The 25,302-nt window shown below is 63.5% G+C and carries 23 protein-coding genes, 1 tRNA gene and 1 pseudogene; 9 read left to right on the top strand and 16 right to left on the bottom strand.

The features are described 5' to 3' along the window. Positions 1 to 768 (bottom strand): annotated as a pseudogene (locus tag AYJ54_RS11305) (autotransporter domain-containing protein); the annotation flags it as partial. Between the two features lie 417 nt (positions 769 to 1,185). Between AYJ54_RS11305 and AYJ54_RS11300 the strand changes: the two are divergent. Further along, positions 1,186 to 2,196 (top strand): helix-turn-helix domain-containing protein, encoded by a 1,011-nt coding sequence (locus AYJ54_RS11300; RefSeq protein WP_063699005.1) that lies wholly within the window; start codon positions 1,186 to 1,188, stop codon positions 2,194 to 2,196. Between the two features lie 43 nt (positions 2,197 to 2,239). On the opposite strand, the gene AYJ54_RS11295 is transcribed toward AYJ54_RS11300, so the two are convergent. From AYJ54_RS11295 to AYJ54_RS11265, 7 genes are all read right to left on the bottom strand, one after another. Then, positions 2,240 to 3,502 (bottom strand): MFS transporter, encoded by a 1,263-nt coding sequence (locus AYJ54_RS11295; protein ID WP_063698998.1) that lies wholly within the window; start codon positions 3,500 to 3,502, stop codon positions 2,240 to 2,242. A gap of 66 nt (positions 3,503 to 3,568) precedes the next feature. Beyond that, positions 3,569 to 4,537 (bottom strand): ABC transporter ATP-binding protein, encoded by a 969-nt coding sequence (locus tag AYJ54_RS11290; RefSeq protein ID WP_063698997.1) that lies wholly within the window; start codon positions 4,535 to 4,537, stop codon positions 3,569 to 3,571. Further along, positions 4,534 to 5,514 (bottom strand): ABC transporter ATP-binding protein, encoded by a 981-nt coding sequence (locus AYJ54_RS11285; protein WP_063698996.1) that lies wholly within the window; start codon positions 5,512 to 5,514, stop codon positions 4,534 to 4,536. The genes AYJ54_RS11290 and AYJ54_RS11285 overlap by 4 nt, the downstream gene beginning before the upstream one ends. Beyond that, entirely contained in the window at positions 5,514 to 6,431 is a 918-nt protein-coding gene (locus AYJ54_RS11280) for an ABC transporter permease (RefSeq protein ID WP_063698995.1), read from the bottom strand. The genes AYJ54_RS11285 and AYJ54_RS11280 overlap by 1 nt, the downstream gene beginning before the upstream one ends. Then, a complete protein-coding gene (locus AYJ54_RS11275) occupies positions 6,397 to 7,356 on the bottom strand; it encodes an ABC transporter permease (protein ID WP_063698994.1) in 960 nt (319 codons plus the stop codon). The genes AYJ54_RS11280 and AYJ54_RS11275 overlap by 35 nt, the downstream gene beginning before the upstream one ends. Before the next feature lie 30 nt (positions 7,357 to 7,386). Then, positions 7,387 to 9,177, bottom strand: a complete 1,791-nt coding sequence (locus AYJ54_RS11270) for a peptide ABC transporter substrate-binding protein (RefSeq protein WP_063698993.1) — start codon at positions 9,175 to 9,177, stop codon at positions 7,387 to 7,389. A gap of 264 nt (positions 9,178 to 9,441) precedes the next feature. Then, positions 9,442 to 10,860, bottom strand: coding sequence for a M20 family metallopeptidase (locus AYJ54_RS11265; RefSeq protein ID WP_063698992.1), 1,419 nt, complete (start codon positions 10,858 to 10,860; stop codon positions 9,442 to 9,444). Positions 10,861 to 11,150: 290 nt separating this feature from the next. On the opposite strand from AYJ54_RS11265, the gene AYJ54_RS11260 reads away from it, so the two are divergent. From AYJ54_RS11260 to AYJ54_RS11250, 3 genes are all read left to right on the top strand, one after another. Continuing rightward, entirely contained in the window at positions 11,151 to 12,122 is a 972-nt protein-coding gene (locus AYJ54_RS11260) for a S1C family serine protease (protein WP_063698991.1), read from the top strand. Between the two features lie 34 nt (positions 12,123 to 12,156). Continuing rightward, entirely contained in the window at positions 12,157 to 13,227 is a 1,071-nt protein-coding gene (locus AYJ54_RS11255; protein ID WP_063698990.1) for a carboxylesterase family protein, read from the top strand. A gap of 81 nt (positions 13,228 to 13,308) precedes the next feature. Further along, positions 13,309 to 13,515 carry a hypothetical protein gene (locus AYJ54_RS11250; RefSeq protein WP_018316294.1) on the top strand — a complete coding sequence of 69 codons (207 nt, stop codon included), beginning with the start codon at positions 13,309 to 13,311 and terminating at the stop codon, positions 13,513 to 13,515. Positions 13,516 to 13,595: 80 nt separating this feature from the next. Here AYJ54_RS11250 and AYJ54_RS11245 read toward each other — a convergent pair whose 3' ends face one another. The 3 genes from AYJ54_RS11245 to AYJ54_RS11235 all read right to left on the bottom strand — a co-directional run bounded on the left by AYJ54_RS11245 (position 13,596) and on the right by AYJ54_RS11235 (position 15,346). After that, on the bottom strand, positions 13,596 to 14,258 hold the full coding sequence (locus AYJ54_RS11245) for a DsbA family protein (RefSeq protein ID WP_063698989.1): 663 nt from the start codon (positions 14,256 to 14,258) through the stop codon (positions 13,596 to 13,598). 212 nt (positions 14,259 to 14,470) lie between these two features. Beyond that, positions 14,471 to 14,914 carry a PaaI family thioesterase gene (locus tag AYJ54_RS11240; RefSeq protein WP_063698988.1) on the bottom strand — a complete coding sequence of 148 codons (444 nt, stop codon included), beginning with the start codon at positions 14,912 to 14,914 and terminating at the stop codon, positions 14,471 to 14,473. 3 nt (positions 14,915 to 14,917) lie between these two features. Beyond that, positions 14,918 to 15,346 carry an acyl-CoA thioesterase gene (locus tag AYJ54_RS11235; RefSeq protein ID WP_063698987.1) on the bottom strand — a complete coding sequence of 143 codons (429 nt, stop codon included), beginning with the start codon at positions 15,344 to 15,346 and terminating at the stop codon, positions 14,918 to 14,920. 111 nt (positions 15,347 to 15,457) lie between these two features. On the opposite strand from AYJ54_RS11235, the gene AYJ54_RS11230 reads away from it, so the two are divergent. Further along, on the top strand, positions 15,458 to 16,006 hold the full coding sequence (locus AYJ54_RS11230) for a TetR/AcrR family transcriptional regulator (protein WP_063698986.1): 549 nt from the start codon (positions 15,458 to 15,460) through the stop codon (positions 16,004 to 16,006). Positions 16,007 to 16,051: 45 nt separating this feature from the next. Here the strand turns inward: AYJ54_RS11230 and AYJ54_RS11225 are convergent, their stop codons facing one another. Next, positions 16,052 to 16,543, bottom strand: a complete 492-nt coding sequence (locus AYJ54_RS11225) for a hypothetical protein (protein WP_063698985.1) — start codon at positions 16,541 to 16,543, stop codon at positions 16,052 to 16,054. 200 nt (positions 16,544 to 16,743) lie between these two features. On the opposite strand from AYJ54_RS11225, the gene AYJ54_RS51240 reads away from it, so the two are divergent. Together AYJ54_RS51240 and AYJ54_RS11215 are read left to right on the top strand one after the other, a co-directional pair. Continuing rightward, positions 16,744 to 17,013, top strand: coding sequence for a PsiF family protein (locus AYJ54_RS51240; RefSeq protein ID WP_063698984.1), 270 nt, complete (start codon positions 16,744 to 16,746; stop codon positions 17,011 to 17,013). Between the two features lie 101 nt (positions 17,014 to 17,114). Beyond that, positions 17,115 to 18,200, top strand: coding sequence for an AbrB family transcriptional regulator (locus AYJ54_RS11215; RefSeq protein WP_063698983.1), 1,086 nt, complete (start codon positions 17,115 to 17,117; stop codon positions 18,198 to 18,200). Positions 18,201 to 18,305: 105 nt separating this feature from the next. Here AYJ54_RS11215 and AYJ54_RS11210 read toward each other — a convergent pair whose 3' ends face one another. Continuing rightward, the gene (locus tag AYJ54_RS11210) at positions 18,306 to 18,848 is read right to left on the bottom strand and encodes a disulfide bond formation protein B (RefSeq protein ID WP_063698982.1); all 543 of its coding nucleotides are present in this window, start codon (positions 18,846 to 18,848) and stop codon (positions 18,306 to 18,308) included. 159 nt (positions 18,849 to 19,007) lie between these two features. Between AYJ54_RS11210 and AYJ54_RS11205 the strand changes: the two genes are divergently transcribed. Then, positions 19,008 to 19,092: transfer RNA gene (locus AYJ54_RS11205), tRNA-Leu, on the top strand. 222 nt (positions 19,093 to 19,314) lie between these two features. Further along, positions 19,315 to 20,685, top strand: a complete 1,371-nt coding sequence (locus AYJ54_RS11200; RefSeq protein ID WP_063698981.1) for a tyrosine-type recombinase/integrase — start codon at positions 19,315 to 19,317, stop codon at positions 20,683 to 20,685. A 196-nt stretch (positions 20,686 to 20,881) separates the two neighbouring features. On the opposite strand, the gene scpA is transcribed toward AYJ54_RS11200, so the two are convergent. The 3 genes from scpA to AYJ54_RS11185 form a co-directional block, all read right to left on the bottom strand. Continuing rightward, a complete protein-coding gene (gene scpA, locus AYJ54_RS11195; RefSeq protein ID WP_063698980.1) occupies positions 20,882 to 23,017 on the bottom strand; it encodes a methylmalonyl-CoA mutase in 2,136 nt (711 codons plus the stop codon). A 241-nt stretch (positions 23,018 to 23,258) separates the two neighbouring features. Continuing rightward, a complete protein-coding gene (locus AYJ54_RS11190) occupies positions 23,259 to 24,023 on the bottom strand; it encodes an AraC family transcriptional regulator (RefSeq protein WP_063698979.1) in 765 nt (254 codons plus the stop codon). 106 nt (positions 24,024 to 24,129) lie between these two features. Continuing rightward, positions 24,130 to 25,281: a CaiB/BaiF CoA transferase family protein gene (locus AYJ54_RS11185; RefSeq protein WP_063698978.1), complete on the bottom strand. Its 1,152-nt coding sequence runs from the start codon at positions 25,279 to 25,281 to the stop codon at positions 24,130 to 24,132. Between the last annotated feature and the right edge of the window lie 21 nt (positions 25,282 to 25,302).

Raw genomic sequence — 25,302 nt, 5'->3', positions numbered from 1 at the left:
ATAGCCGCCCGATCCGCCCGTGGTTGCTCCACCCGCATTGGCGCCACCACCGCCGCCACCAAATCCGCCCGCGCCTCCGGCCACAGGCCCTCCGTTCGATGAGGCTCCGCCACCACCGCTGGCAAAGCCTCCGGCACCGCCCGTTGCCGGCCCATTGGTGACATTGTTACCCGCACCGCCATGGGGGCCGCCGCCGTCACCCGAGCCCGGCGCGTCAGAGCCAACGAACAGTCCGCCGCCTCCAGTCGGGGTAAGAGGGTACGACTTGCCGCCCATGCCGCCGCCGCCGCTCACCTCTCCGATATTGTCCACGACGCTACCGCCGTTGGCCCGCGTGTTCGAGACGGCGACGTTCGACAAGGTCAGCGCGCCGTTGCTGGAGACGAAGACCGCGCCGCCAAGCCCGGCACCGGCGCCGGAGCCCAGACCGCTTCCGCCCTGCGCCACCCCGTTGGCGATGGTGAGATTCTTCAAGGTCACGGAATAGGTTGAGCCGGTGGTGCCGGCGTCGCCGATGAAGAACGGCCGATAGGTGGCGGCCCCGCTGATGGTCGGGTTGTTGTTGTTGCCGTCGATGGTGATGTTCTTGGTGATGATCGGCAGCTCGCTCTGGAGCGTGATGGTGCCGCTGACCTGGAACAGGATGGTATCGCCGCTCGCGGCGCTGGTGATGGCCGCGCGCAGGCTGCCGGCCCCGCTGTCAGCCGTGGACGTCACGACGAGCGTCGCCCCGTGCACCTGACCGGGCAGGCCAAGCGCAGTTGCCATGACGGCAACGCCAGCAAGTGCCGAACGCCGGCCAGCAGCGAGCAGTGAGCTCGTCCGCCCAATCGACAGGCACGGCGGCGGACGTAATCTGGTTGTCATGAAGAGCCTCGGGACGCAAACCTTGCCGCGAACGATCGCGCGATGAACGCAAGGGATTTCGAGAAGTCGTTAGCAGACCGGCCGCCCGCGCAATGTGCCCGGAGTCTCAGCCAAGGATTTCGGCGTTCACTGATGCACACACGGCACATCGCCGCGAATGGCACGCGCCGAGCCGCGTCGCGTGGCTTTTGCGCGACGTCGCTTGCACACGGATTTTCGAATGGCTACTACATGCCGTGGCGATGTTGGTGTGCCGCCGGTCTTCGGATATCGTGTCGATGCGGTCCTGCCTCGTGGGGTGATGTGGACGGGACGGCCTTGAACGAGAGCACGCTGGTGGACGACCCTGGGCGCGGGGTGAACGCGCTCGCGCGGTTGCGCGCAACGACGACCGACATCTGCGACGTCATTCCGCTCACCGCGGAGGACGACTTTCATGTCACCACCGTGGCGATGATGATCGGCAACGCCTTGCGGGTCGACACGCGCGCCAGCGATCTGGAATATGACCGGACACCCGCGCACGTTGCCCGCGGCGCGATGGATCACTTTCAGATCACCCTCTGTGTCGAAGGCGAGATGCGATTCAGCTCCGGCCGGCACGAAGTGACGCTGCGGCCCGGCGACATCGTTCTGATCGACATGGCGCAACCAAACCGGACGATGCTGCGCGCCGGCGGCGGCCGCACCCATCTGATGACGATCATCCTGCAACGCGCCATGCTGGCGCCGCGGCTTGCACATCCGGATTCGGCGACGGCAACCTTGCTGCCGGCAGACCACCCTCGCGCGCGCGTGCTCGCCAGCCACTACGCGGCGCTTGGCGAGACCGGTAGTGCCGAGGCTACGATCGAGGCGATCGCCGACATCGTCGCCGCGGCCGCCGGCGGCACGGCCGATATTGCGGCGGGCGTCGAGCGGGCCGAGCGGCATCTTTACCTCGCGATGATCAAGCGCCGCATCGCGGACAATCTCGAGACCGATGCGCTCGCCGCGGACGAGCTGTGCCGCCACTTCCAGATCTCGCGCGCGACCCTCTATCGGCTGTTCGAGGCGGATGGCGGGCTTGCGCATTACGTGAGGGAGCAGCGGCTCAATCTTGCCTTCCGGCGACTGATATCCCCGGCAGCACAGGACAAGCGCCTGATCGACCTCGCCGTCAACATGCGGTTCAGCAGCGACTCCACCTTCATCCGCGCATTCCGCCGCAAATTCGGCCTGACGCCGGGCGAGTTGAGGGAGCTGGCCGACACATGGCTTCGCGAAACCGGAGCGGTCCCGGCCATCGACACGGTGCTGCATCAACTGGCCGGCCGCCGCACATCATAGCCATGTGACGCTGCGCTCGGCGGACAGCAAACGCGCTACTCGATCAGACGAGATCCGCGCCGCGTCGCTCTGGGATCAGCGCGAGCAGCGCCACGATATCGAGAATATAGAGCAGCGCGAGACCGGCGATCGCAGTGGGGAAGCCGTAAGCTGCGCTGACGATGCCGACCACCAGCGGACCGAAGCCGGCGACCGCGCGGCCGATATTGAAGAACACGTTTTGCGCGGTGGCGCGCGCCGCGGTCGGATAGAGCTCGCTCATCAGCGCGCCATAGCCGCCGAGCATGCCGTTGACGAAGAAGCCCATCACGGCACCGCCGATCAACAACGCCGTCGCGCCCGTCAGCTGCGAATAGACCAGCACCATGATGGCCGCGCCCAGCATGTAGGTCAGGAACGCGGGGCGGCGGCCGAAACGGTCGGCAGCGTGACCGAACAGGAAGATGCCGAGCGCCATGCCGGCAATGGTGACGGCGGTCCACACCGCCGATTGGGTGAGGCCATAGCCGAACCGCGTCGAGAGATAATTCGGCAGCCAGATCATGATGCCGTAGTAACCGAAATTCTGCACCGAGCAGAGGATGATCACCCCGAGGCTGATCCTGGTCGTCTCTCTGTCAGCCACCAGCGCGCGGAGCGAAGAGCCGGCATCCGCCGTCTTCGCCTTGTGCGCCATGAAGACATCAGGCTCGTGCAGCTTGCGCCGGATCACATAGGCGACCACGGCCGGAAACACGCCGAGTGCGAACATTCCGCGCCAGCCGATGAGAGGCAGCAGGATCGGCGTCACCAGCGCCGCCGTGAGCACGCCGAACTGCCAGCCGAGCCCGACATAGGACGTCGCCCGTGCGCGCTTCGCGGGAGGCCAGGCCTCCGCCACCAGCGCCATGCCAATGCCGAATTCACCGCCGAGACCTACGCCGGCGATGGCCCGGTAGGTCAGCAGGTCCCAATAGCCCTGCGCCAGCGCGCAGAGTCCGGTGAAGACCGCGAACAGGACAATGCTCCAGGTCAGGACGCGGACCCGGCCGAGCCGGTCCGACAGCATGCCGAAGATGAAGCCACCGACGACCGCGCCGACCAGAGTCCCCGTCACCAGCGAGGCCGCCTGGGGCTGCGTGAGATGCAGATCCTTCGAGATCGCCGTCAGCATGAAGCCGAGGATGAGAAGGTCGAACCCATCCATGGCGTAGCCCAGCGCCGATCCCCACAGCGCCCGGCGTGCCGCGGTATCGGCATCCCCAGCACGAACCGCCGACAGCTGCGTGTCGGCGCCAGCTAGGCTAACGCCCTCGATCTGGCTCATTGCTCCCCCGTTTCCGGACCGATCCGTTTGGGATCAGGCCCTCTTCTCACGTGCGCGGCACGCGCCTCAAGCCAGATGACACGCCACGGCGTGACCGCCCGCGCCCTCCTTCAGCTCCGGCGCGCTCTCCGAGCAGCGCGGCTGGGCGATCGGGCAACGGGTGTGGAAGTGGCAGCCCTTCGGCGGCTTCATCGGGCTCGGCACGTCGCCCTTGAGGCGAATGCGGTTACGCTTGAATTTCGGATCCGGCACCGGCACGGCGGAGAGCAGTGCCCGGGTATAGGGATGCTGCGGATTGCGGTAGAGGTCGCTCGCCTTCGCAATTTCGACGATGCGGCCGAGATACATCACGGCAACGCGGTCGGAGATGTGCTCGACGACCGAGAGATCGTGCGCGACGAAGAGGTACGTGAGGTTCAGCTCGGCCTGGAGGTCTTCCAGGAGGTTGATGACCTGCGCCTGGATCGAGACGTCGAGCGCGGAGACCGGCTCGTCGCAGACGATCAGTTTCGGTTCGACCGCGAGCGCACGCGCGATCACGATGCGCTGGCGCTGGCCGCCGGAGAACTCATGCGGATAGCGGCGCATGTGCTCGGCCTTCAGCCCGACCTTGACCAAGAGGCCCGCGACGCGCTCTTCCCGCTCCCTCGCCGAAGACGCCAGATTATGGATGGTGAAGGCTTCGCCGAGGATGGCGCCGACCGTCATGCGCGGATTGAGCGAGGCGAACGGGTCCTGGAACACGAGCTGCATGTTCCGCCGCATCGCGCGAAGATCGTTGCCGCCGAGTTTGCGCACGTCCTGGCCGTCGAACACGACCTCGCCGTCCGTCGGCTCGATCAGGCGCAGCACGCAGCGCCCCGTGGTGGACTTGCCGCAGCCGGACTCGCCGACGAGGCCGAGCGTCTCGCCGCGATTGACCGAGAACGACACGCCGTCGACAGCATAGACGCTGCCGACCTGGCGCGACAACAGGCCGCCGAGCACGGGAAAGTGCTTCTTCAGGCCGGAGACGCGGAGCAAGGGCTCGCTCATGACGCGTCTCCCAGATGACAGGCCATGCGGTGGCCGGGCGCAATCTCGCGCAGCCGAGGCTCCTTCTCGGTGCAGATGCTCATGGCAAAGCGGCAACGTGGGGCAAAACGGCAACCGACCGGCGGATTGATCAGGATCGGCACCGAGCCGCCGATCGCCTCCAGCCGCGTCTTGTGCTCGCTATCGAGATCGATGCGTGGAATCGAACGGATCAGGCCCTGGGTGTAGGGATGGCGCGGATCGCCGAAGAGATCGTCGACGGGCGCCTCTTCCACGACCTTGCCGGCATACATCACGACGACGCGCTGCGCGGTCTCGGCGACGACGCCCATGGCATGGGTGATCAGCATCACCGCCATGCCGAAGCGCTCCTTCATGTCCTGCAGGAGGTCGAGGATCTGGGCCTGGATGGTGACGTCGAGTGCCGTGGTCGGCTCGTCGGCGATGACGAGCTTGGGCTTGCAGGCAAGCGCCATCGCGATCATCACGCGCTGGCGCATGCCACCGGAGAACTGGTGCGGATAATGGTGCACACGGCCTTCGGCGTTCGGGATCTGCACCAGCTTCAGCATCTCAATGGTGCGCTCGAGCGCCTGCTTCTTGGTTACGGCTTCATGCCGGCGCAGGCTTTCGGCGATCTGCTCGCCGATCGTGAGCACAGGATTGAGCGAGGTCATCGGCTCCTGGAAGATAAAGCCGATCTCCTTGGCGCGGATCTCGTCGAGCTGGTTGCTCGTCAGCGGCACGAGATCGCGGCCCTCGAAGATGATCTCGCCCGCCGCGATGCGGCCCGGCGGCATCGCGATCAGCTTCAGGATCGACATCGCGGTCACGGTCTTGCCGCAGCCGGATTCGCCGACGACGCAGAGCGTCTCGCCTCTGTTGATGGAGATGTCGACGCCGTCGACGGCCTGCAAAATGCCGTCGTCGGTGGAGAAGTGGGTCTTGAGCCCTTTGATCTCGAGCAGCGGCGCCATCAGATCACCCGTCGCGCATCGAGCGCGTCACGCAGGCCGTCGCCGATGAAGTTGATGGCGACCACCGCGATGAAGATCGCACCACCCGGAAACAGCGCCCAGTGCGGGCCGATGTCGAGAAAGTCCTTGGCGTCGAACAAGAGACGTCCCCAGGTCGGGGTATCCGGCGGGAAGCCGAGGCCGAGGAAGGACAGCGTCGATTCCGCGATGATGGCGGCGGCGACGTCGATGGTGCCGGCGATGATGACCGGTCCGAGCGCATTGGGCAGGATGTGGCGCACCACCTGCCGCACCGGACTTGCACCCAGCGCGCGCGCGGCCTCGACAAACTCCTTTTCGCGAATCGACAGGAACTGCGCGCGGACGAGGCGCGCCACCGGCATCCAGCGCAAGCCCCCGATCACGAGCACGATCAGGATGAAGATGCCACCTTCGGGGCCAAACATCTGCTTCAGCCCGTCGCGGAAGAGATAGATCAGCAGCAGCAGCAGCGGCAGTTGCGGCAACGACAGGAAGAGGTCGGTGAGCCACATCAATCCGTGCCCGAGCGCACCCCGCGACATGCCGGCCAGCGCGCCGATCAGCGTGCCGATGAAGACCGAGACCAGCATCGCGGCGAGTCCGACCGCGAGCGAGATGCGCCCGCCATAGATCATGCGCGCCAGAATGTCCTGGCCGAGATCGTCGGTGCCGAAGGGATGGGCGAGCGAGGGCCCCTGGAGGCCCGCGGCGATGTCGATGTCATTGATCTTCACACGCCACACGAAGGGCCCGATCACCACGGCGAGAACCAGGATGAGGAGAAGGAAGGCGCTGACCACGGCGAGCCTGTGGCGGCTGTAGCGCCGCCACGTCTCGCGCCAGGGCGAGTAGGTGCGCCGCTCAGCGGAGGGAGATGCGAGGGTCAAGCCAGCCATACAGGACGTCCGCGATGAGATTGAACAGCACCACGAGGCACGCGAAGACGAAGGTGACGGCCATCACCACCGGCGTGTCGTTGGAAAGGATGGAGGAGATCAGCAGCGAGCCGATGCCGGGGATGCGGAAGATCTGCTCGGTGACGATGGCGCCGCCGAACACCGCGGGCATTTGCAGCGCAATCAGCGTAACGACCGGGATCATGGCGTTGCGCATCACATGCTTGACGATGACCTTGGCCTGTCCAAGGCCTTTGGCTCGCGCCGTGGTGACATAGTCGAGACGGATCACGTCCAGCATCGCCGAGCGCACGAAGCGGGTCATCGACGCGGCCTGGAACAGGCCGAGCACCGCCACCGGCATGATCGCCTGCCGGATCATCTCGAGCACCCAGCGGATGCCGGTCGCCTTGATGTCGGTCGAATAGACGAAGGGCAGCCAGTCCAGCGTTACCGAGAAGATCAGGATGAACAAGAGACCGGTAAAGAAGGTCGGCAGTGAGAAGCCGATGAAGGCGAGCGTGTTCGCGATCTGGTCGAACAGCGAATAGGGCTTCGTCGCGGCATAGACGCCGACGGGAATCGCGATCAGGAGCGCCAGGATCTGCGCCGAACCGATCACATAGAGCGTGGCCGGCAGACGCTGGAGGATCAGCGTGTCGACGTTCATCCTGCTGACGAAGGAGAAACCCCAGTCACCGTGCAGCATGGCATTGAGCCAGTGCAGGTAACGGAGGTAGATCGGATCGTCGAGGCCGAACTTGGCCCGAAGTGCGGCCTGCACTTCGGGCGGTACGTTCGGATTGGTCGCCAGTTCCGCGAAGGGATCGCCGGGCGCGAGCGCCAGCACGACAAACAGGACGACTGAGATTCCGAGCAGGCTCGGAATCGCGATCAGGAGACGACGCAGGACGTACTGACTCATGAGGCAAGGACCCCGTCTAGAGCTGGGGGATCATTCCTCGCGGTACCAGTCGAACAGGTTGTCGGTTTCGTTGGCCCAGCCACTGATGATAGGACGCAGATTGTTGGCGGCCGCCTCCACCTTCAGGCGATGCTGCACCGGGATGAACACCATGTCCTGGTACATCAGGTCGTTGGCCTTGATGTAGAGGGCGGCGCGCTTGACCGGATCCATCTCACCTTCCGCGGCTTCGATCGTCGCGTCGTATTCCTTGTTGACCCAGCGCGGGAAGTTCGTGCCCTGCCACTTGTTCTCCTTCGTGGCGACGTTGGCCGACATATAGCGGCGCATATGCTGAGACGGATCCGGCTGGCTCAGCGGAATCTGGAACATCTCGAGGTCGGCGTAGAAATGCGCATAGGTATCGGGATTGGCGACGTCGGAGGAGAAGAACACGGACGCCACGACCGACTTCAGTTCGACATCGATGCCGGCCTTCTGGCAGGCCTGCTTGACGATCGCCTGGGTCTTCTGGCGCGGGCCGTTGATCGAGGTCTGGTAGACGAGCTTGAGCTTTTTGCCATCCTTCTCGCGAATGCCGTCGGCGCCGGGCTTCCAGCCTGCGTCATCCAGGATCTTCGAGGCCTTCTCGACGCTGAACTCCCAGGAGGTGTTCTTGGAGACGAATTTTTCCGGGCCGTTGAGGAAGTTGGCGGTGGTGCGGCCGGCACGGCCGTAGATCGCCTTCTTCACCGACTCGCGATCGACCAGCAGCGACAGAGCCTTGCGCACCGCAGGATCGGAGAACAGCGGGTGCTTGGTCTTCATCGAGGAGCGCTCACCGTCGACCTCGGTGTTGGGATCGGTGAAGTTGAGCGCGATGAATTCTGTGTCGCCGCCGACTGCGTAGACCGTCTTGCCCTTGCCGCCCTTCTCCAGGCGCAAAAGGACGTCGTCCTCGACCTGGATGTTCCAGCCGAAATCATATTCGCCGGTCTGGATCACGGCACGCGCGGCCGAGACCGCGTCGCCGCCGCCCTTCATCTCGACCGTGTCGAAATAGGGACGGTTCGGCATGTGGTAATCGGGATTGAGCTGACCACGGACGAGATCGCCCGGCTTGAACTCGACGAACTTGTAGGGGCCGGTGCCGACCGGCGAGAGGTTGGTCGGCGCCTCCCGCGATTTGGACCCTCTGTAGTCTGCGAACAGATGTTTGGGGATGATGGTGTTGGGAGCCCCGACAAAGGCGTCGGCCCAGAACGGCGTCGGCTTGTTGAAGAGGATGCGGACCGTGAGGTCATCCACTTTCTCGACCGTGATGTCGCGGTGCGTCGCGATCGTCAGCGCGGAGGTCGCCGGATCCTTGGCGTATTCCCAGTTGAACACGACGTCGTCGGCGGTGAACGGCTTGCCGTCATGCCATTTGACGCCGGGCTTGAGCTTCCAGGTCACCGACCTGCCGTCGGCGGCGAGCAGGCCGTTTTGAATCGAGGGGATTTCGGCCGCCAGCACCAGCTTCATGTTGCCGTCCGGATCCCAACAGGCGAGCGGCTCATAGAAGAGGCGCGAGCCGTCCTGGTCCTTGGTGCCGGTGGCGAAATGCGGATTGAGCAGGGTCGGGCCTTGCCACCACAGCAGCTTCAGCGCGCCGCCGCCGCCGCGCTTGGTCGGCTTGTAGGTCGAGGCGCCTTCCGCCATGGCGACGCCGCCAAGGGCGAGGATCTGGTTGGCCAGGGGTGCGGCGAGGCCGACGGCGGCCAGGCGCTGGATGAAGGCGCGGCGATCCATCCGCCCGTCCTTCACTTTGCCGATCATCGAACGCAGTTCTTTATCCAGCATGGTTGTCCCCCGTCTGGTTCCCTTACGGATGCAGGCAGCCGCAACGTGCGGTCGCCGGATTTTGGCTGGCAGTAGATGGCACACCGAATAGGGCGCGCGTCAACTGGGACCGTGTGTGTGCAAACGGTCTTCTGACTTTCCGTTGGGCAAAACCGCGTTCCGTCAGCCCAACTGCGCGGCAATCCGGCGTCAAAACGTGCCGGAAGCCGCGCTGCACTGCGGAAAATTTGTTCGCCGGATCAGACGAAGTATCGAGACGAAATTCTACGCCACGGACATATCGAGCGGTGGCGCAACATGGTCCGGCAGCGGACAGACATAAGGTGTCTTGGCGGTCCGCTTCGTCAGGTCCGCCTTGGCGGCCTTGATCAGCTCCGGTTCCGTGAGCGCCTTGACGCCAAGTCCGGCCATGGCCTTGGCCGCCTGCACCATGGCCTTGTGGGCGTGCGCGCTCTTGCCCTGCGCCACAACCTGCCAGGTGTGGAACGGCGTTCCGATTGCAACCGTCGGCGCGTGAACTTGCACCGTCGGCACAACCCAGCTCACGTCACCAACGTCAGTCGAGCCGACCAGCGGATTGCGCTTGGCATCGAGCGGCACCAGGAAGTCGGCGAGCGGCCGGTCGGTCGGCTCCATGCCGATCGCGTAATAGACCGACGAAATATCCTTCTCACTCAAGGTCGCGCGGATCTGGGTGGCAAAGCTCTTGTCCGCGTCGTCGAAATGCGGCGGTCCGAGCTCTTCCATGACCCGGTGCAGCGCCTGCTCCAGCGGCGCGTTCGGCAGGATGTTGGAGACTGCGGAAATGATCTTCATCTCGACCTTGGTCTCGGTCATCAGCGCGGCACCTTGCGCGATCTTGCTGACGCGCTCGACCAGCTCGGTCATGCCGGGCAGATCACGGGCGCGAATGGAATAGCGCACCCGTGCATGCGCCTGCACCACGTTGGGCGCGATGCCGCCGGTATCGAGCAGCGCGTAGTGGACGCGCGCATCGCTCGGCATGTGCTCGCGCATGTAGTTCACGCCGACATTCATCAGCTCCACCGCATCGAGCGCGGAGCGGCCGAGATGTGGCGAGGCCGCCGCGTGCGAGGTGCGGCCGGTAAAGATAAAGTCGGCGCGCGTGTTGGCGAGCGACGGCGTCACCGCCACCTCCCAGAAGCTGTGCGGGTGCCAGGTGATGGCGATGTCGGCGTCCGCGAACGCGCCGGAGCGCACCATGAAGGCCTTGGCCGCACCGCCCTCTTCCGCGGGGCAGCCGTAATAGCGCACACGGCCCGGCACCTTGGTCTCGGCGAGCCAGTCCTTCACCGCGGTCGCGGCAAGCAGCGCCGCCGAACCGAGCAGATTGTGACCGCAGCCATGACCATGGCCGCCGGACTCGACCGGACGATGCTCGGCGACGCCGGCCTCCTGGCTGAGGCCCGGCAGCGCGTCATATTCGCCCATGAAGGCGATGACCGGACCGCCCTCGCCCCATTCGCCCATCAGCGCGGTCGGAATGCCCGCAACGTTCTCGGTGATGCGGAAACCCTGATGACGCAGCTCCGCGAGATGCTCGGCGGCGGACCGCGCCTCGGTGTAGCACACTTCGGGCGTGCCCCAGACCTTGTTGCTCAGGTCGATGAAACGCGCCTTGATAGTGTCGACGCCACGCCAGATGTCACTGCGGTTATCCATGCTTCGGTCCGTGATCCAGGTCAAAACGAAGCGGCAATCGTTAGCAGCTTCATTCATGAACGACCAGCGGTTGGCCGGACACCAGCCATGCGGCCGGTGCCGGTATGACGGCATGACTGTCAAATTTTGTGCAGGCAGTTCCTGTCCCCTTTCGAAGAATTCACGCGGCGGCGTCTGGAATTGTTGCAGGTCAAGTCTTTCAAGACGGCCGGCCCCGGCCTAAATTACAACTGCTTCGCGCGTCCGCTTGTGGCGACGAAGGGGCCGCGTTCGCTGATCAGGAGAACTCCATGCCCGCTCTGACCGAATGGCGCGTGCCGCCGGCCAATCAGCCGCGCACCAGCGACTACGGCTTTGACCTCGACCGCGCGCTCGCCTCCATCGTCGGCCTGCACGCCATCATCCCGTCCGACGCCTTCAGCGCCGAGACGCTCGGTACCGAACGCGCCGGCAACGGCGTCGTGATCGACGACGGGCTGGTGCTCACCATCGGCTATCTCATCACCGAGGCGGAATCGGTTTGGCTGCACCTCGCCGATGGGCGCGTCGTGGAAGGACATGCGCTCGGCTTCGATTCCTCCACCGGCTTCGGCCTGGTGCAGGCGCTTGGCCGGCTCGACATCGAGCCGTTGCCGCTCGGCTCGTCGGTGGCGACCCGGATCGGCGACCGCGTCGTGGTCGGCGGCGCCGGCGGGCGCACTCGATCGGTCGCGAGCCAGATCGTGGCCAAGCAGGAATTCGCCGGCTACTGGGAATATCTGCTCGACGAAGCCGTATTCACCTACCCCGCCCACCCGAATTGGGGCGGCACGGGCTTGCTCAACGAGCGCGGCGAATTGATCGGCATAGGCTCGCTCCAGCTCGAGCGCGAACGCGACGGCAAGGCCGAGCACGTCAACATGATCGTGCCGATCGATTTGTTGAAGCCGATCCTGGACGATTTGCGCAAGTTCGGCCGCGTCAACAAGCCGGCACGGCCCTGGCTTGGGCTCTACTCGACCGAGATCGACAACCGCGTCGTGGTGATCGGGATTTCCTCCGACGGCCCTGCCGCCCGCGCCGAGCTCAAGACCGGCGACGTCATCCTCGCGGTCGACGGCGACAAGGTGACGAGCCAGACCGCCTTCTACCGCAAGATGTGGGCGCTCGGTGCCGCCGGCGTCGACGTGCCGCTGACCGTGCATCATGAAGGCGTCACCTTCGACGTCACGGTGACGTCGACCGACCGCTTCAAGCTTTTGAAGGCGCCGAAGCTGCACTGACAAAATCGAACTGATCGCAGGCAAGGACGTGGCAATGACCGAGGCCGTGGTGGACGACATCGCGGCCGTGCTGCCGCCGCTGCTCAACGCGCTGGACGCTCTTGGCTTCGTGGGTCGGCACTTGCATCCGCCGACCTTCGGTACCGTGATGAACGCAATCGATGCGCCGGATGAAGCGCTGCAAGCCGCGCGCGCTGGAATCGGAGAGTGGCCGGAGCAGTTCGCTGACCTGCGCAGCCTCGTGGAGCGCGCCTGCGACGAGACGCTCGCCGCCTTCGCCGGGCTTCGCGACGTCGAGCGCGGCAATGGCGATCTGGTCGCCGTCTTCCGCGCGCTGCGCCACGTGCCCCGCGCGCAGGAGGCGCTCTACCCGCTCGCGGCGAAATTTCCGCCGGTGAGCAGCTTCTTCCTCAATGCCGCGATACGCGAGGATGAGGACCTGTTGACGCGGCTCGCCGCGGGCGCAAGCGAACACACCGGCATCTTCCACGATCACAACGAGCCCGGCAGCCGCGGCGGCTTCTCGGTCTATGTGCCCGAATATTACACGCCCGATCGGCCCTTGCCGCTGCTGATGGCGCTGCATGGCGGCAGCGGCAACGGCCGCGGCTTCCTGTGGAGCTGGCTGCGCGATGCGCGCAGCCTGGGAGCGATCCTGGTGGCGCCGACCGCGACCGGCCCGACCTGGGCGCTGATGGGCGAGGACAACGACACGCCGAACCTCATGCGCATTCTTCAGACCGTACGCAGCCGCTGGACGATCGATGCCTCGCATATGCTGCTGACCGGCATGAGCGATGGCGGCACCTTCTGCTACGTTACCGGGCTCGACGTCGCCTCACCCTTCACACATCTTGCGCCGGTGTCGGCGACCTTCCATCCGCTGATGGCGCAGATGGCGGACGCCGCGCGCATGCAGGGCCTGCCGATCTTCATCACCCACGGCAAGCTCGACTGGATGTTTCCCGTGCAGACAGCACGGCAGACACAAGCGGCGCTGTCCGCGGCCGGCGCCGACGTCACCTATCGGGAAATCGACGATCTCAGCCATACCTATCCGCGCGAGATCAACGCGGAGCTGCTGCAATGGCTGAATGGGGGATGAACAACCCGTCCTTAACCGCGCCGTACTGTCGCGGAACCATCGCTCCAGGCCGACGTTATCGCCGGTCACCGGAGGTACGCTATGCAGACTTTTTTCGGAATGATCCTGGGCGCACTGCTGCTGGCTGGCGGCGTCTATGTCTATGACTCCATGCAGACGTCGTCAGTCGCCAATGGCGAGGTCGCGACCACCAATCGCACCATCGTGAACTGGGATGTCGCCAAGGCCGATTGGGACGCGCTGCGCGATCGCGCGCACAAGGACTGGGTCCGGATCTCGTCGAAGTAACATCGCCCCAACATGAACAAGGCGCCGTCGCGATCCGCGGCGGCGCCTTTGTGTTGAGCGCGGTCAGTGCGGTGCGCGTATCAGTTCATCTTGGCCTTGCGGGCGTCGGCGATGACCTGCTCGAACTCGGTCATGGTCAAGACGCCAGGCACGCGGAACTTGCCGACGATGAAGGACGGGGTGCCGCGGAAGCCGAAGGCCTCGGCCTGGTCGTTGTTGCGCTTGAGGATTGCGTCGATGTCCTTGGCGCGCGCGGTGAGGTCGCGCTTCAGGCGGTCCATGTCGACGCCGGCGCCGGCCAAGAGCTCGTTGATGCGCGGCTCGGTGAGGCGCGAGCTGACGCCCATCATGGCGTCATGGGCCTGGTGGTATTTGTCCTGGAATTTTGCCGCGAGCGCGATCCGCGCCGCCGTGACCGAGACCGGACCGAGGATCGGCCAGTCCTTCAGGACCAGCCTCACCCTGCCGTCGTCCTGAACCACCTGGCGCAGCTCGGGCTCGAGCTTCCGGCAATAGGGACAATTATAATCGGACCATTCGACGATGGTGATGTCGCCCTGTGGATTGCCGGCGACGGGAACGTCGGGATCGCGCAGCACCTTGGCTTCGGTCAGCACCTCGTCGTCGTCGACGGCCGCGCGCGCCGACATGATACCGCTCGCCGCGAGGGCGCCGGCCCCGATCAGCGTCAGCGCCGCGCGCCGCGTCGGTACAAGGCCCCTGCTATTCCTGGATCCAGTCATATCTCGTCCCGTTTCGGTCCCATCGCCGCTGATACGGTTCAGGGCCGGGAGTTGTTATACGTCATATAGAGCGTCGCGGCGGCGATGTCGCCAATCAATTGACAAAGCAGGTAAGTCCGAGATTTGCGAGCATGACGATCGGATCAAGGGATGCGACGGCAGGCTTGCCAATCGCCGCGCGACGCCGATGACGCGCGCGGCACCTGCGAAAACTAGGCGCGGGACAACATCGCCATCAGCGTGCCGGTCATAGCGGCGATCAAGGTGGTCTTGCCGTCATGCTCGGCAAAGGCTTTCGCCTCGCAGAATGTCAGCGTGCGGCCCGGCTTCACGACCTCGGCCTTAAAGACGAAGCGCTCGCCGCGGGCCGGTGCGAGCAGCGAGGTCTTGAACTCGACGGTGAGGATGTCGGCCTCGCGCGGCATCAAGGTGAAGGCGGCAACCCCGCAGGCATTGTCAAGCCCCGCCGTGATGATACCGGCGTGAACAAAACCGTTCTGCTGCGTGAAGGCGGACGAATGTGGCATCGCCAGCTCGACCTCGCCCGGCGCGAGGGAGACGATCGAGATGCCGAGGCTGCGCATCGCCGGCTGTCCCTCGAACAGCGCGGTGGCGGCGGCGCGGTAGTCCGGGTTTTTCGGCTCGAACGCGGCCATTGCCTAAGCCTCGGCCGGTTCGGCGAGATGCTTCATAGCGATTTCGCGAATGGCAGCCGCGAATGGCGCGGACTTGCGCAGCTCGCGGTCCATATGCACGCCCGTGATCTCGCAAGTCGCCGCGATCTCGCCCGTCTCCGCATTGGTCATCTCGTGCCGGAAGCGGATCGATTTTTCGCGGACCTCGAGCAGGACGCTGCGGATCTCGATAATATCGCCGGCGAGCAGCTCGCGCTTGTAGGTGATGTTCTGCTGCACCGCGGCCATGCCGCGCCCGGAGCTGCGCAAGTAACTTGGCGTCAGGCCGAGTCGCGCGAACAGATTCCAGTTGGCCTCGTCGAATTTGCCGACATACCACATGATGTTCATGTGGCCGACGTGATCGCACTGCCACGGATAGACCGTGCCGCGATAGGTCGCCTCCTGCTCCATCGCAATTCCCGCCCTTTTGCTGCCTGCCTTTTAATTTTGATACGGTAGCGTATCAGGGCATTGTCGCGTTAGCAATACGGTACCGTATCAAGAACCGGTGAGGCTTCCTTCATGAGCGACGGCAAGGGCGATTTCTGGGTCGAGGCGGGGTTTGCCGAGCTCGCCCGCTCGGGGGTCGAGGGGGTGCGGGTGGAGGTGCTCGCCAAAAACCTGGGCGTCACCAAGGGCGGCTTCTACCGCCGCTTCGCCGATCGTGCCGCGCTGCTCAACGCCATGCTGGAGCGCTGGCGCGAAGGTCGCGCCGCGGCGATCGCGCAGCAGACGAGCCTCGACGGACAGGAGCCTCGCGAGCGGCTGAAGGCGCTGATCCAGCTCTATTCCGAGCGGCTGAACCCCGAAGGCATGGCGATCGAGCTCGCGATCCGGCAATGGGCCCGCGCGGACGAAAGCGCAAGCGCGGCGGTCGCGAGCGTGGATGAGGCGCGGCTGAAGCACGTCGCCGAGCTCTATCGCGCCACTGGCCTTGCGACCGAGGAAGCCGACGCGCAGGCCTTCCTGTTCTACTGCTTCATCTTTGGCCAGAGCCTCTTGTTCGTCGAGCGAGGCCCGCGCAAGCGCTCGCAACTCGTGGCGAAGTCGGCCGAGAAGCTGCTGGACTAAGCAAATGGCCGGAGCTTTGCTCCGGCCATCGCATCACGTCGAAGCTCAGGCGGCGCCCTTCAGGCGCTTGTTGCATTCCGAATAATAGCCACCGCCCTTCTCGATCCACTTCATGCCGCCATTGGCATTGGTCGCCTTGTTGGCGTTGTACTGGTCGACGCAGGTGTGCAGGCGGGCCTTGCCGGCGGTCTCCTTGGCATATTTCGGATCGACCGCATTCGGGAAGGTGGCGTTGCCCATCGGCATGGTCGGCGCCGGAGCGGCGGCAGGGGCCGCCTCCTTCTTCGCAGCGGCCTTCGGCTCGGCGGGGGCAGCCGGGGCGGCCGCGGCCGGCGCAGCAGCAGGGGTGGCATCCGCGCCGCACTGCGCCTTGCGGAAGTCATTCCACTTCATGGTGCCGAGCGTGCCGTCCTTCTTGGCGGCCTGGTATTTCGCGCTGCATTCCTGCGTGGTCAGCGCTTGCGCCGGCGCGGTCGCCACCAGCGCGGCGAAGCCCGACACCGCAACTGCACACAACAATTTTGCCTGAATGGTCATCCTTGGTCTCCCTCCTTGGCCTTCCCTGGGGAAGCGAAATGAGGATTGCTATCCTAGCGTGTCGACGGCTTCCGACAAGGAAGCGATGCTGCTCTCGGCCAAAATTTAGTGATCGCCCCGCGCGAATTATTCATGTCGCGTTCAGCATCGCGAGCCGACGTTCGCGTCCCTCGCAAACTTGCAACCAAGAGTGCAACGCCATGACCCTTGCTTCGCGCCTCGCCGCCGTCGCCCTTGTCTCCATGTTCGCCACCGGCACTGCCTTCGCGCAGACCGCCGCGCCGGCGGCCAAGACTGACACCGCTGCCACCGCCGACAAGAAGGCGCCGAAGGAGCGCTCGGCCGAATCGATGGAATGCTCCAAGCAGGCGGATGCCAAGGGGCTCAAGGGCAAGGAGCGCAAGAAATTCCGCCGCGAGTGCCTGAAGGAAGCCAAGGCCGGCACCGCCGCCCCCGCCGACAAGAAGTAAATCCGTCACAAACCGGGTCTCCGCTCTCGGCGGGATGCGCACGCATTGCGGCATGACATAGCCGCAATTGTGCGCCTCCCGCCGATTTGCCATAAGGTGGCGTGAAGCAAATCACCGCCTCCCTGCCGTTCGAATGGCCGAGCCGCGCCAAGGTCTTGAGCACGGTGGAGACGCTCGTCATCGGCGCTGTCGGTGGGCTGCTGTTTCTGGTCTTGGGCCTTCCCGGTGGACTGATCTCGGGTTCCATGATCGCTGTCGGGATCGCCGCCATTGCCGGGCGCCAGCTCGCGGTGCCGCCGCTCCTGACCCAGACCGTGTTGGTGCTGCTCGGCATTTCGCTTGGCTCGGTCGTCTCCCGCCATCTGATTCAGCAGGTGAGCGCCTATCCCCTGACCATCGGCCTGCTTGCACTGGCAACCTTCTGCGCGACGTTCGGATCGAGCTACTACCTCCAGCGGGTCCATGGCTGGGACCGCACCTCCGCCTTCCTGGCCGGCAGTCCCGGCGCGCTGTCGCAGATCACGATCCTGGCGGTCGAGCGGGGCGCCGACCTGCCGGGGATCGCGGTGGTGCAGACGATGCGCGTCATCATCCTCACCGCGGCGCTGCCGCTGGTGCTGGCGCTCGCGGGCGTTGCGCCCTCCGCCGCGCCGTCGATGGCGACGACGATTGCCTCACCGCTCGACCTTTTGGAGCTGGTCGGCGCCTCGCTGGCGCTGTCACTCCTCTTGCGGCTGATCAAGTTTCCGGCGAGCTGGATGTTCGGCGCGATGATCGCCTCCAGCGTGCTGCATGGCGCAGGCTGGGTCGAGGGCGGCTTGCCGAACTGGGTACGCGGCGTGGCGCTGGTCGGCATCGGCGCGCTGATCGGCGGCCGTTTCGCGCGGATGAGGATCAAGACGCTCGCCGGTCACATCAACGCGGCGCTGGGCTCGTTTGCGGTCGCGATTGCCGTCTCCGGCGTCTTCGTCGGCATCGTAGCGCTCACGACGCAGGTGAAATTTTCCGACGTCGTCGTCGCCTTCGCGCCGGGCGCGATGGACGCCATGCTGGCGCTGGCCCTGACGCTGCACATCGACCCGATCTTCGTCGGCGCCCATCATCTGTCGCGCTTCGTGTTCGTGACGATCGCGACCCCCGGCATCGTGCACCTGTTCGGGCGCACGCAGGACGACGTGGATGATTAGTGCGCTCCAGTCGGGTGGGCAAAGGAGCGTTCGCGCCGTTCCCACCATGCTTCCGCACTGATGCTGGAAATGGTGGGCACGCTTCGCTTGGCCCACCCTAGGCAGCTAAGCGCGCTTCGCCGTCGCCACACCCCCCCACGCGGCGATTGCCGCCATCAGCAGCGAGATCAGCACGTTGTAGCCGGCGAGCGAGATGCCGAGGAAGCGCCACTGCACCTCGTCACAGCGCACCACCTTCACCGTGTCGAGCCGCGAGAGCAGGTCGGTGGCGCTGCCGAGATTGACGACCGGACCGGAGCAGTCGGTCGGCCCCTTCCAGAAGCCCCATTCGACGCCGGCGTGGTAGCCGCCGAGCCCGGCATTGGCGAGCGTGGCCAGCGCGAGGATCGCGAGCCCCGCGAGCAGCAGCGGTCGCGGCGCGCCGTTTCGTGCTCCCAGTACGGTGAGCGCGCCAATCGGGATCGCCAGGTAATAGGCATAGCGCTGCTCGAGGCAGAGCGGACAGGGCAGGATCTCCAGCACGAGTTGGAAGAACCAGGCGCCCGCGATCGTCGCGGCCGCGATCAGGGTGACGAGAAGCGAGGCGGTCAGCGCGGGGCCGCTCGCGGCCCGGTCGAACGCTGGTAGTGCGGCACTCTGGGTCGTCACGGCAGCCCCTTTCGAATAGGTCGCTGCCCAAGGCTGTAGCTCCGGCCCATGCCGCTGTCGAGAACGGCCGGGATCACTTTGGCGCGGGTTGACCCCGCCCTTCCCATGGCTATAGTCCGCCGGCTTCGCGACGCCCTCGCTAGGAGGGGCCGACCGAGGGCCCCTGTGGCGGAACTGGTAGACGCGCTCGACTCAAAATCGAGTTCCGCAAGGAGTGCTGGTTCGATTCCGGCCAGGGGCACCAACTAGGCTGTTCGAGCCCGTTCTAAACCGTCCGCAACCGTTCGCTCAGTGCTCGGAAACCCTTGAAAAATAGGCACTTCCGCGTACATTCTAGTTCGTCACCGTTTGTTCTCCTCCGATCCCAGCCGCCCGATTTGCTGGTATTTTTGCTGGTATCGTCTTGGTATCGGGAGAACAAACGTTCACGGCAACTTTCGCTTTTCCGAATGAAGGAATTGAGCAGATGGCCGGCAAGAACGACGGCGCGTGCGCCAATCCCAAGCAGATCAAGACCGACGTCGACTGCCGCGCCGCCCGACCGAAATTCGACAATGGCGCGTGGAGTCCCGCCAAGATTTCCGACGTGACCGGCGGCTGGCTCTATCTCTTCGTCACGCCGGACGTGAGCAGGCCCGGCAACGCTGGCTCCAAGCTCTGGCGGATGGACTACCGTTTCCACGGCCGCCAGAAAACCTACTCAATCGGCCCCTACGGGAACGGCAGGGATGGCACGTTCTCGCTCGCAGACGCGCGGCGCGAGCGCGACAAGGCCAAAGACCTGCTCAAGGAAGGCAAAGACCCGAGCATCGAGAAGCAGCTCGACAAGCACAGGCAGGCCGCCGCCCGGCCTTTCGCGCAATGGGCCGATGAGTGGCTCGCCAAGAAGAAGGTGGAGAAAGTCAAGCGCGGCAGGATCGTCGCAGTGCGCGACCCCAAGACCGTCGAGGTGCTCGAGCTGCGCGTCGGCTACGTCAAGGATCGTTTCGGCAAACTGTGCAGGCAGGACATCAAGCGTCCGGACGTGTTGGCTTTCATGCGTTCATACGAGGCCGAGGGAAAGCTGGAAACCCGTGACCGTGTACGCAGCATCGCCGAGCAAATCTGCAACTATGCCGATGTCGAAGGCGACGGCTACAATCCATTCCGCAACCTGAATGGGCAAATGATCGCCAACATTTCGACGCCGCGTCCCGGCGTCACCGAACCACGTGACGTGACGCGCGTCTTCAAGCTCATCAGCGCACCTTGGACGAGAGCGAGGTTTGGTGACGTTGTTGGCCTTGCCTTGCGCTTCGATGCGCTGACCATTCCCCGCCCCGGCATGGTCAATGAAATGGAGTGGAGCGAGGTCGATTGGGATGCCGAACGCTGGACTATTCCAGCCGCCAAAATGAAGACCGGTTGGGACCATGTCGTACCTTTATCACGGCAGGCACTCGCAATCCTGCGCAGTGTTCAGAAGCTGACCGGCCATCGCCAGTATGCGTTTTCCTGCTCGAAGGACGCGCCGCTATCGAATAACACGCTCAACAAGCGCTTGCGACTGCTTGGCATTGACACCAAGACTGATCATTGTGCACACGGATTCCGGACCACCTTCTCGACCCTGTCTCACCACGAAGAGATCAAGGACGCCAAGGCATGGGATGGCGATGTCGTGGAGCTGCAGCTCGCTCATCTCGATAACTCTACTGTGGAAGGTCTCTACAAGAGGCACGGACCGCTCGCGCTGATCGGCTCGCGCACGAAGCTGATGCAGCATTGGGCTGATCGGATCGACCACTGGCTCGATCCCAGGAAGGTGATGCCGATAAAGGGAGGCGCGCAGGCTTGAGTCACCTATCATTAGGCGCGATTAATGTTGCCCAATTCAACCCGTGGCAAGCTCATGTGATAGTCGTCGACACTTGTGCATCTCGTGCTGGAGGCCGATCGATTTCTAGCGGATCTCGACAATCGCGCTCCTGATCGCCAAGCAAAAGGGGCAGATTCCCTACGGCAGCAGCGATGATCCGGATCGCCTCCCTAACCTATCGATTCCTTCGTCGACCCTCGATAAGATCGAGAATGGCATTAGCCGCTTCGAGGACATTGGTGCCGGGCCCGAACACCGCGGCTACTCCGTTGTGAAACAGGTGATCATAGTCCTGTCGAGGCACTACTCCACCGCAAACGACAATGATTTTGTCACCTCCCGCCGCCTTCAGCTCCTCAACGACCTGCGGCACCAGCGTCTTATGTCCCGCCGCGAGTGATGAAACGCCAAGCACATGCACGCCAGAGCGAACCGCGGTCGCCGCGGCCTCGGCAGGCGTCTGGAACAGCGGACCAGCAATGACATCGAAGCCAATATCCCCAAACGCCGAGGCGATGACCTTCGCACCCCGATCGTGTCCATCCTGACCAAGCTTGGCGATCATGATCCTAGGTTGGCCACCGATCGTCTTGGACATCTCGCCGACGCGCGATGCGAGATTGGTGAACTCAGGGTCATTGCCATAAGCGCGGTCGTAAACGCCTGAAACTACGTCCGGGATCGCATTGTGATCGCCGAAGGCCTGTCGCATGGCGTCGGACATCTCACCTAGTGTAGCACGGTACCTGGCTGCCTCTATCGCCGCTTCCAGTAGATTACCCTTTCCTGTGCTAGCAGCGTCGGCCAATGCCTCTAGCGCGGCGCGGTGCCGGTTTCGATCGCGTGATCTCTTGATATGCGAGAGACGATTTATCTGTGAGGCTCGTACAGTCGAATTGTCGATCTCCAAAATGTCAATGGGTTGGTCCTCTTCAAGCCGATAACGGTTGACGCCAACCACGACTTGATCCCCTCGGTCGATTGCCGCCTGTCTGCGCGTCGCGGACTCTTCGATGAGCCGCTTGGGCCATCCGGTCGCGATCGCGTGCGTCATTCCTCCCGTCTCCTCGATCTTCTCCATGAGCTTCCACGCCTCACGAGCCAGATCGTCCGTCAACCGCTCGACATAGTAGGATCCAGCGAGAGGATCGACGACATTGGTCACGCCAGTCTCATGCTGAAGTATCAGCTGCGTGTTGCGTGCGATTCGCGCTGAGAATTCGGTTGGCAGGGCGATAGCCTCATCGAACGAGTTTGTGTGCAGCGATTGCGTTCCGCCCAATACCGCTGCCAGCGCCTCGTAAGCGGTACGAACGATATTGTTGTACGGATCCTGCTCCTGAAGAGAGACACCAGACGTCTGGCAGTGCGTGCGAAGCATCAAGGACGATTGCTTCTTGGGTTTAAATTCCGCCATTACGCGCGACCAGATGAGACGGGCGGCTCGCAGTTTTGCGGCCTCCATAAAGAAATTCATCCCAATGGCGAAGAAGAATGAAAGCCTTCCTGCAAAGTCATCTATATTCAGCCCTTTGGCGAGCGCTGCGCGAGCATATTCACGGCCGTCAGCAAGCGTGAAGGCAAGCTCCTGTACCAGTGTCGCTCCGGCTTCCTGCATGTGGTAGCCGGAGATCGATATCGAGTTGAATCGGGGCATGTGTTGCGCGGTATAAGCGATTATATCTGCAACGATGCGCATCGACGGCTCTGGAGGATAAATGTAGGTGTTTCTAACCATGAACTCCTTGAGAATATCGTTCTGAATTGTCCCTGACAGGGCTGCCTGCGGGACCCCCTGCTCCTCTCCCGCCACAATGAAGGCCGCAAGAATGGGGATTACCGCACCGTTCATGGTCATCGAAACGGACGTTTCCTCAAGCGGAATTTGGTCGAAGAGAAGCTTCATATCCTCGACTGAATCGATGGCGACGCCGGCCTTCCCGACATCTCCCACGACGCGAGGATGATCTGAGTCGTAGCCGCGATGCGTCGCCAAATCGAAGGCGACTGACAGCCCTTTTTGCCCGGAGGCTAGCGCGGCTCGATAGAATGCGTTCGATGCCTCTGCGGTCGAAAATCCGGCATATTGCCGAATGGTCCACGGCCGACCAGCATACATCGTAGCGCGCGGACCGCGAACAAAGGGCAGAGCTCCCGGCAACGAGTCCAGATGCGGAATCCCATCAAGGTCCGAGGCCGTGTAGACAGGTTTGATCTCGATATTCTCAGGGGTTTTTCGCACTAGTGCGACTGGATCGCCCTTTAGCTCCTTCTCTGCATTCTTTCTCCACTCGTTTGGAAACACGATCATTGTCGTCTCATCTCGTGGTTGGTTGAGGGATCACATACCGAGCTGTGGACGCAGATGGTTTCTCCTTCGGGCCGACCATTGACTAACCCTGGCCGACTTTCGGCGAAGTGAAGACCAGGCATCGGTTCAATCGAGGCATCCGATCCCCGGAGCCCGCGACTGAGCCGTCCTGGCTGGTTAATGCGGTGGCGCATTCTCTGGTCTTCCGCTTTGCTATCGCTCTGCGCCTGAGCCTCTCCGACTACCGGAGGTACAATTTTAGAAACTCGTTTGGAGCCACGCCGATTTCCTTGTGAAACGCGTCGCAAAACGCCGAATTACTCTCGTATCCAAATTCAGCTGCGACCGAAGGTATGCTCGAGGTGTAAGACAGGCGACGCGCGGCTGCGACAATGCGAGCTCGACGGCGCCACGCTTGAAAGCTGAGACCTGTCTCGGCGAGAAACAAGCGCGAGAGCGCCCGCCCAGACCTGCTTACGCCCGCGGCCAATTCATCGATTTCAAGAACCCCAAGCATATCTGATAACGCGATGTCCGCTGCGGCACACGCAACCAATCCCTTTGGCCAGGGCAGGAATGTTGCGGCGTCGGGCATTTCCTTGAGTTCGAGCATAACGAGACCTGCGAGTATTGTGGCCCTGGCTGACTGCGGGGATATCTTCGATAATTCAAGAACGAGTTCACGCAACAAATCAGTCACATGCAGGGCAAAGACGCGACCGTATTCACCGGGCCCGCCGCGCAATCCAGCTGGATCGCTGCTGCTCAAGACCAACATCTCGACGCGAGAGAGCGTCGTTACGGCATGACACGTGCGCAGGGGCATCCAGAGACCTAAGCCGGGTGTAACTACCCACCGCCCCGCGCCGGTGTGAATCTCGATGGCGCCTGCGGTTACGAGTATGAGCTGCGCGTCTTGCGGCTGGGCGCAGAGCTTAGCGCCGCGCGGATAGGTGCTCTTCAATACAGATAATGCTCGTTTCGTATCGCGAACGGCGCCTGCCATCAGGTCAAGATCCCTTTCGCCTGTTATTGGGGCGCCAAGCCGAGAAGCCGCCCCCTCACAAGCGAGGGTGGCGGCTCGGAAAGGTGAGGCCGCACGATTGTTGCGACTACTTCGAGCGACCGACTTCGCCGAGTATCTCTGCAGTATGCTCTCCATGTTCAGGAGGCAGTTTGCGCATCTCGGCGGCGTCTCCATTAATCCGCCACGGCTGTCCGACGGTGGACACTTGGCCATAGCGACGATGAGGAGCATCCAAACGAAGGCTCCGGCTCCTTACGTCCTCACTCTCAAACAGCTGCGGAATATTCCATACCGGACCGGCAGGCACTCCCGCCTTGTCGAGCGCATCAATCAGCTGGGCACTTTTCCACTTTCGGGTGTGCTGCTGGAGTAGCGGATAAAGAACGTCTCTGTTTTTGACCCGGTCCGGATTCGTCAAGAAGCGCTCGTCCTTGCCGAGTTCCTCGGCGTTGATCCCACTGCAAAGCTTCTGCCATTGGCTATCGTTGCCGACCGTCATGTTGATAAGCCCGTCCTCCGTCTCGATGCTGCCGTACGGGACAATCGTACCGTGCATGTTACCCTGGCGCTTCGGTTGCGCCCCGGTAACGAAGTATGAGCACGCTTGGTAGGATAGCAGCGAGGCCATGGAGTCCAACATAGCGATGTCGACAAATTTCCCAACGCCGGTCTTTTCTCGCTCTCGAGCAACGGCGCAAATCGTGAGCGCCGCAAACAGCCCGCTCGACAGATCCGCGATCGGAAGGCCAACCTTCATGGGGGTGCCCGCCGGCTCTCCCGTGAGGCTCATCCAGCCAGACATTCCTTGTATGACTTGGTCGTAGCCGAGGCGGTTCGGACCAGTTGCTCCAAAGCCGCTGATCGAACAGTAGATCAATTTCGGAAAGCGGTCGCGCAGGTCGGATGGCCCGATCCTCAGCTTCGCAGCAGTCCCGGGGCGCCAGTTCTCCACGACGATATCGGACGAGGCAGCGAGGTCGATCGCCGCCGCGTGTCCCTCGGCAGACTTGAGATCGATGATGATGCTGCGTTTATTCCGATTCGCCGAGAAGAAGTAACTTCCGGTGCCTTCGACAAACGGAGGACCCCAGCCGCGCGTATCGTCACCCTTGCCGGCCGTTTCAACCTTTATGACGTCTGCTCCCAGATCTCCAAGGATCATCGTGCAGAACGGTCCGGCCAAGGCTTGCGTAAAGTCAAGCACGCGAAGGCCGCTAAGTGGCAAAGCGTTACTCATTGAGTATCCCCTCGGTCAGAT

Source organism: Bradyrhizobium centrolobii (assembly GCF_001641635.1).
GTDB lineage: Bacteria > Pseudomonadota > Alphaproteobacteria > Rhizobiales > Xanthobacteraceae > Bradyrhizobium > Bradyrhizobium centrolobii.
This window is presented reverse-complemented; position numbering and strand designations above follow the sequence as displayed.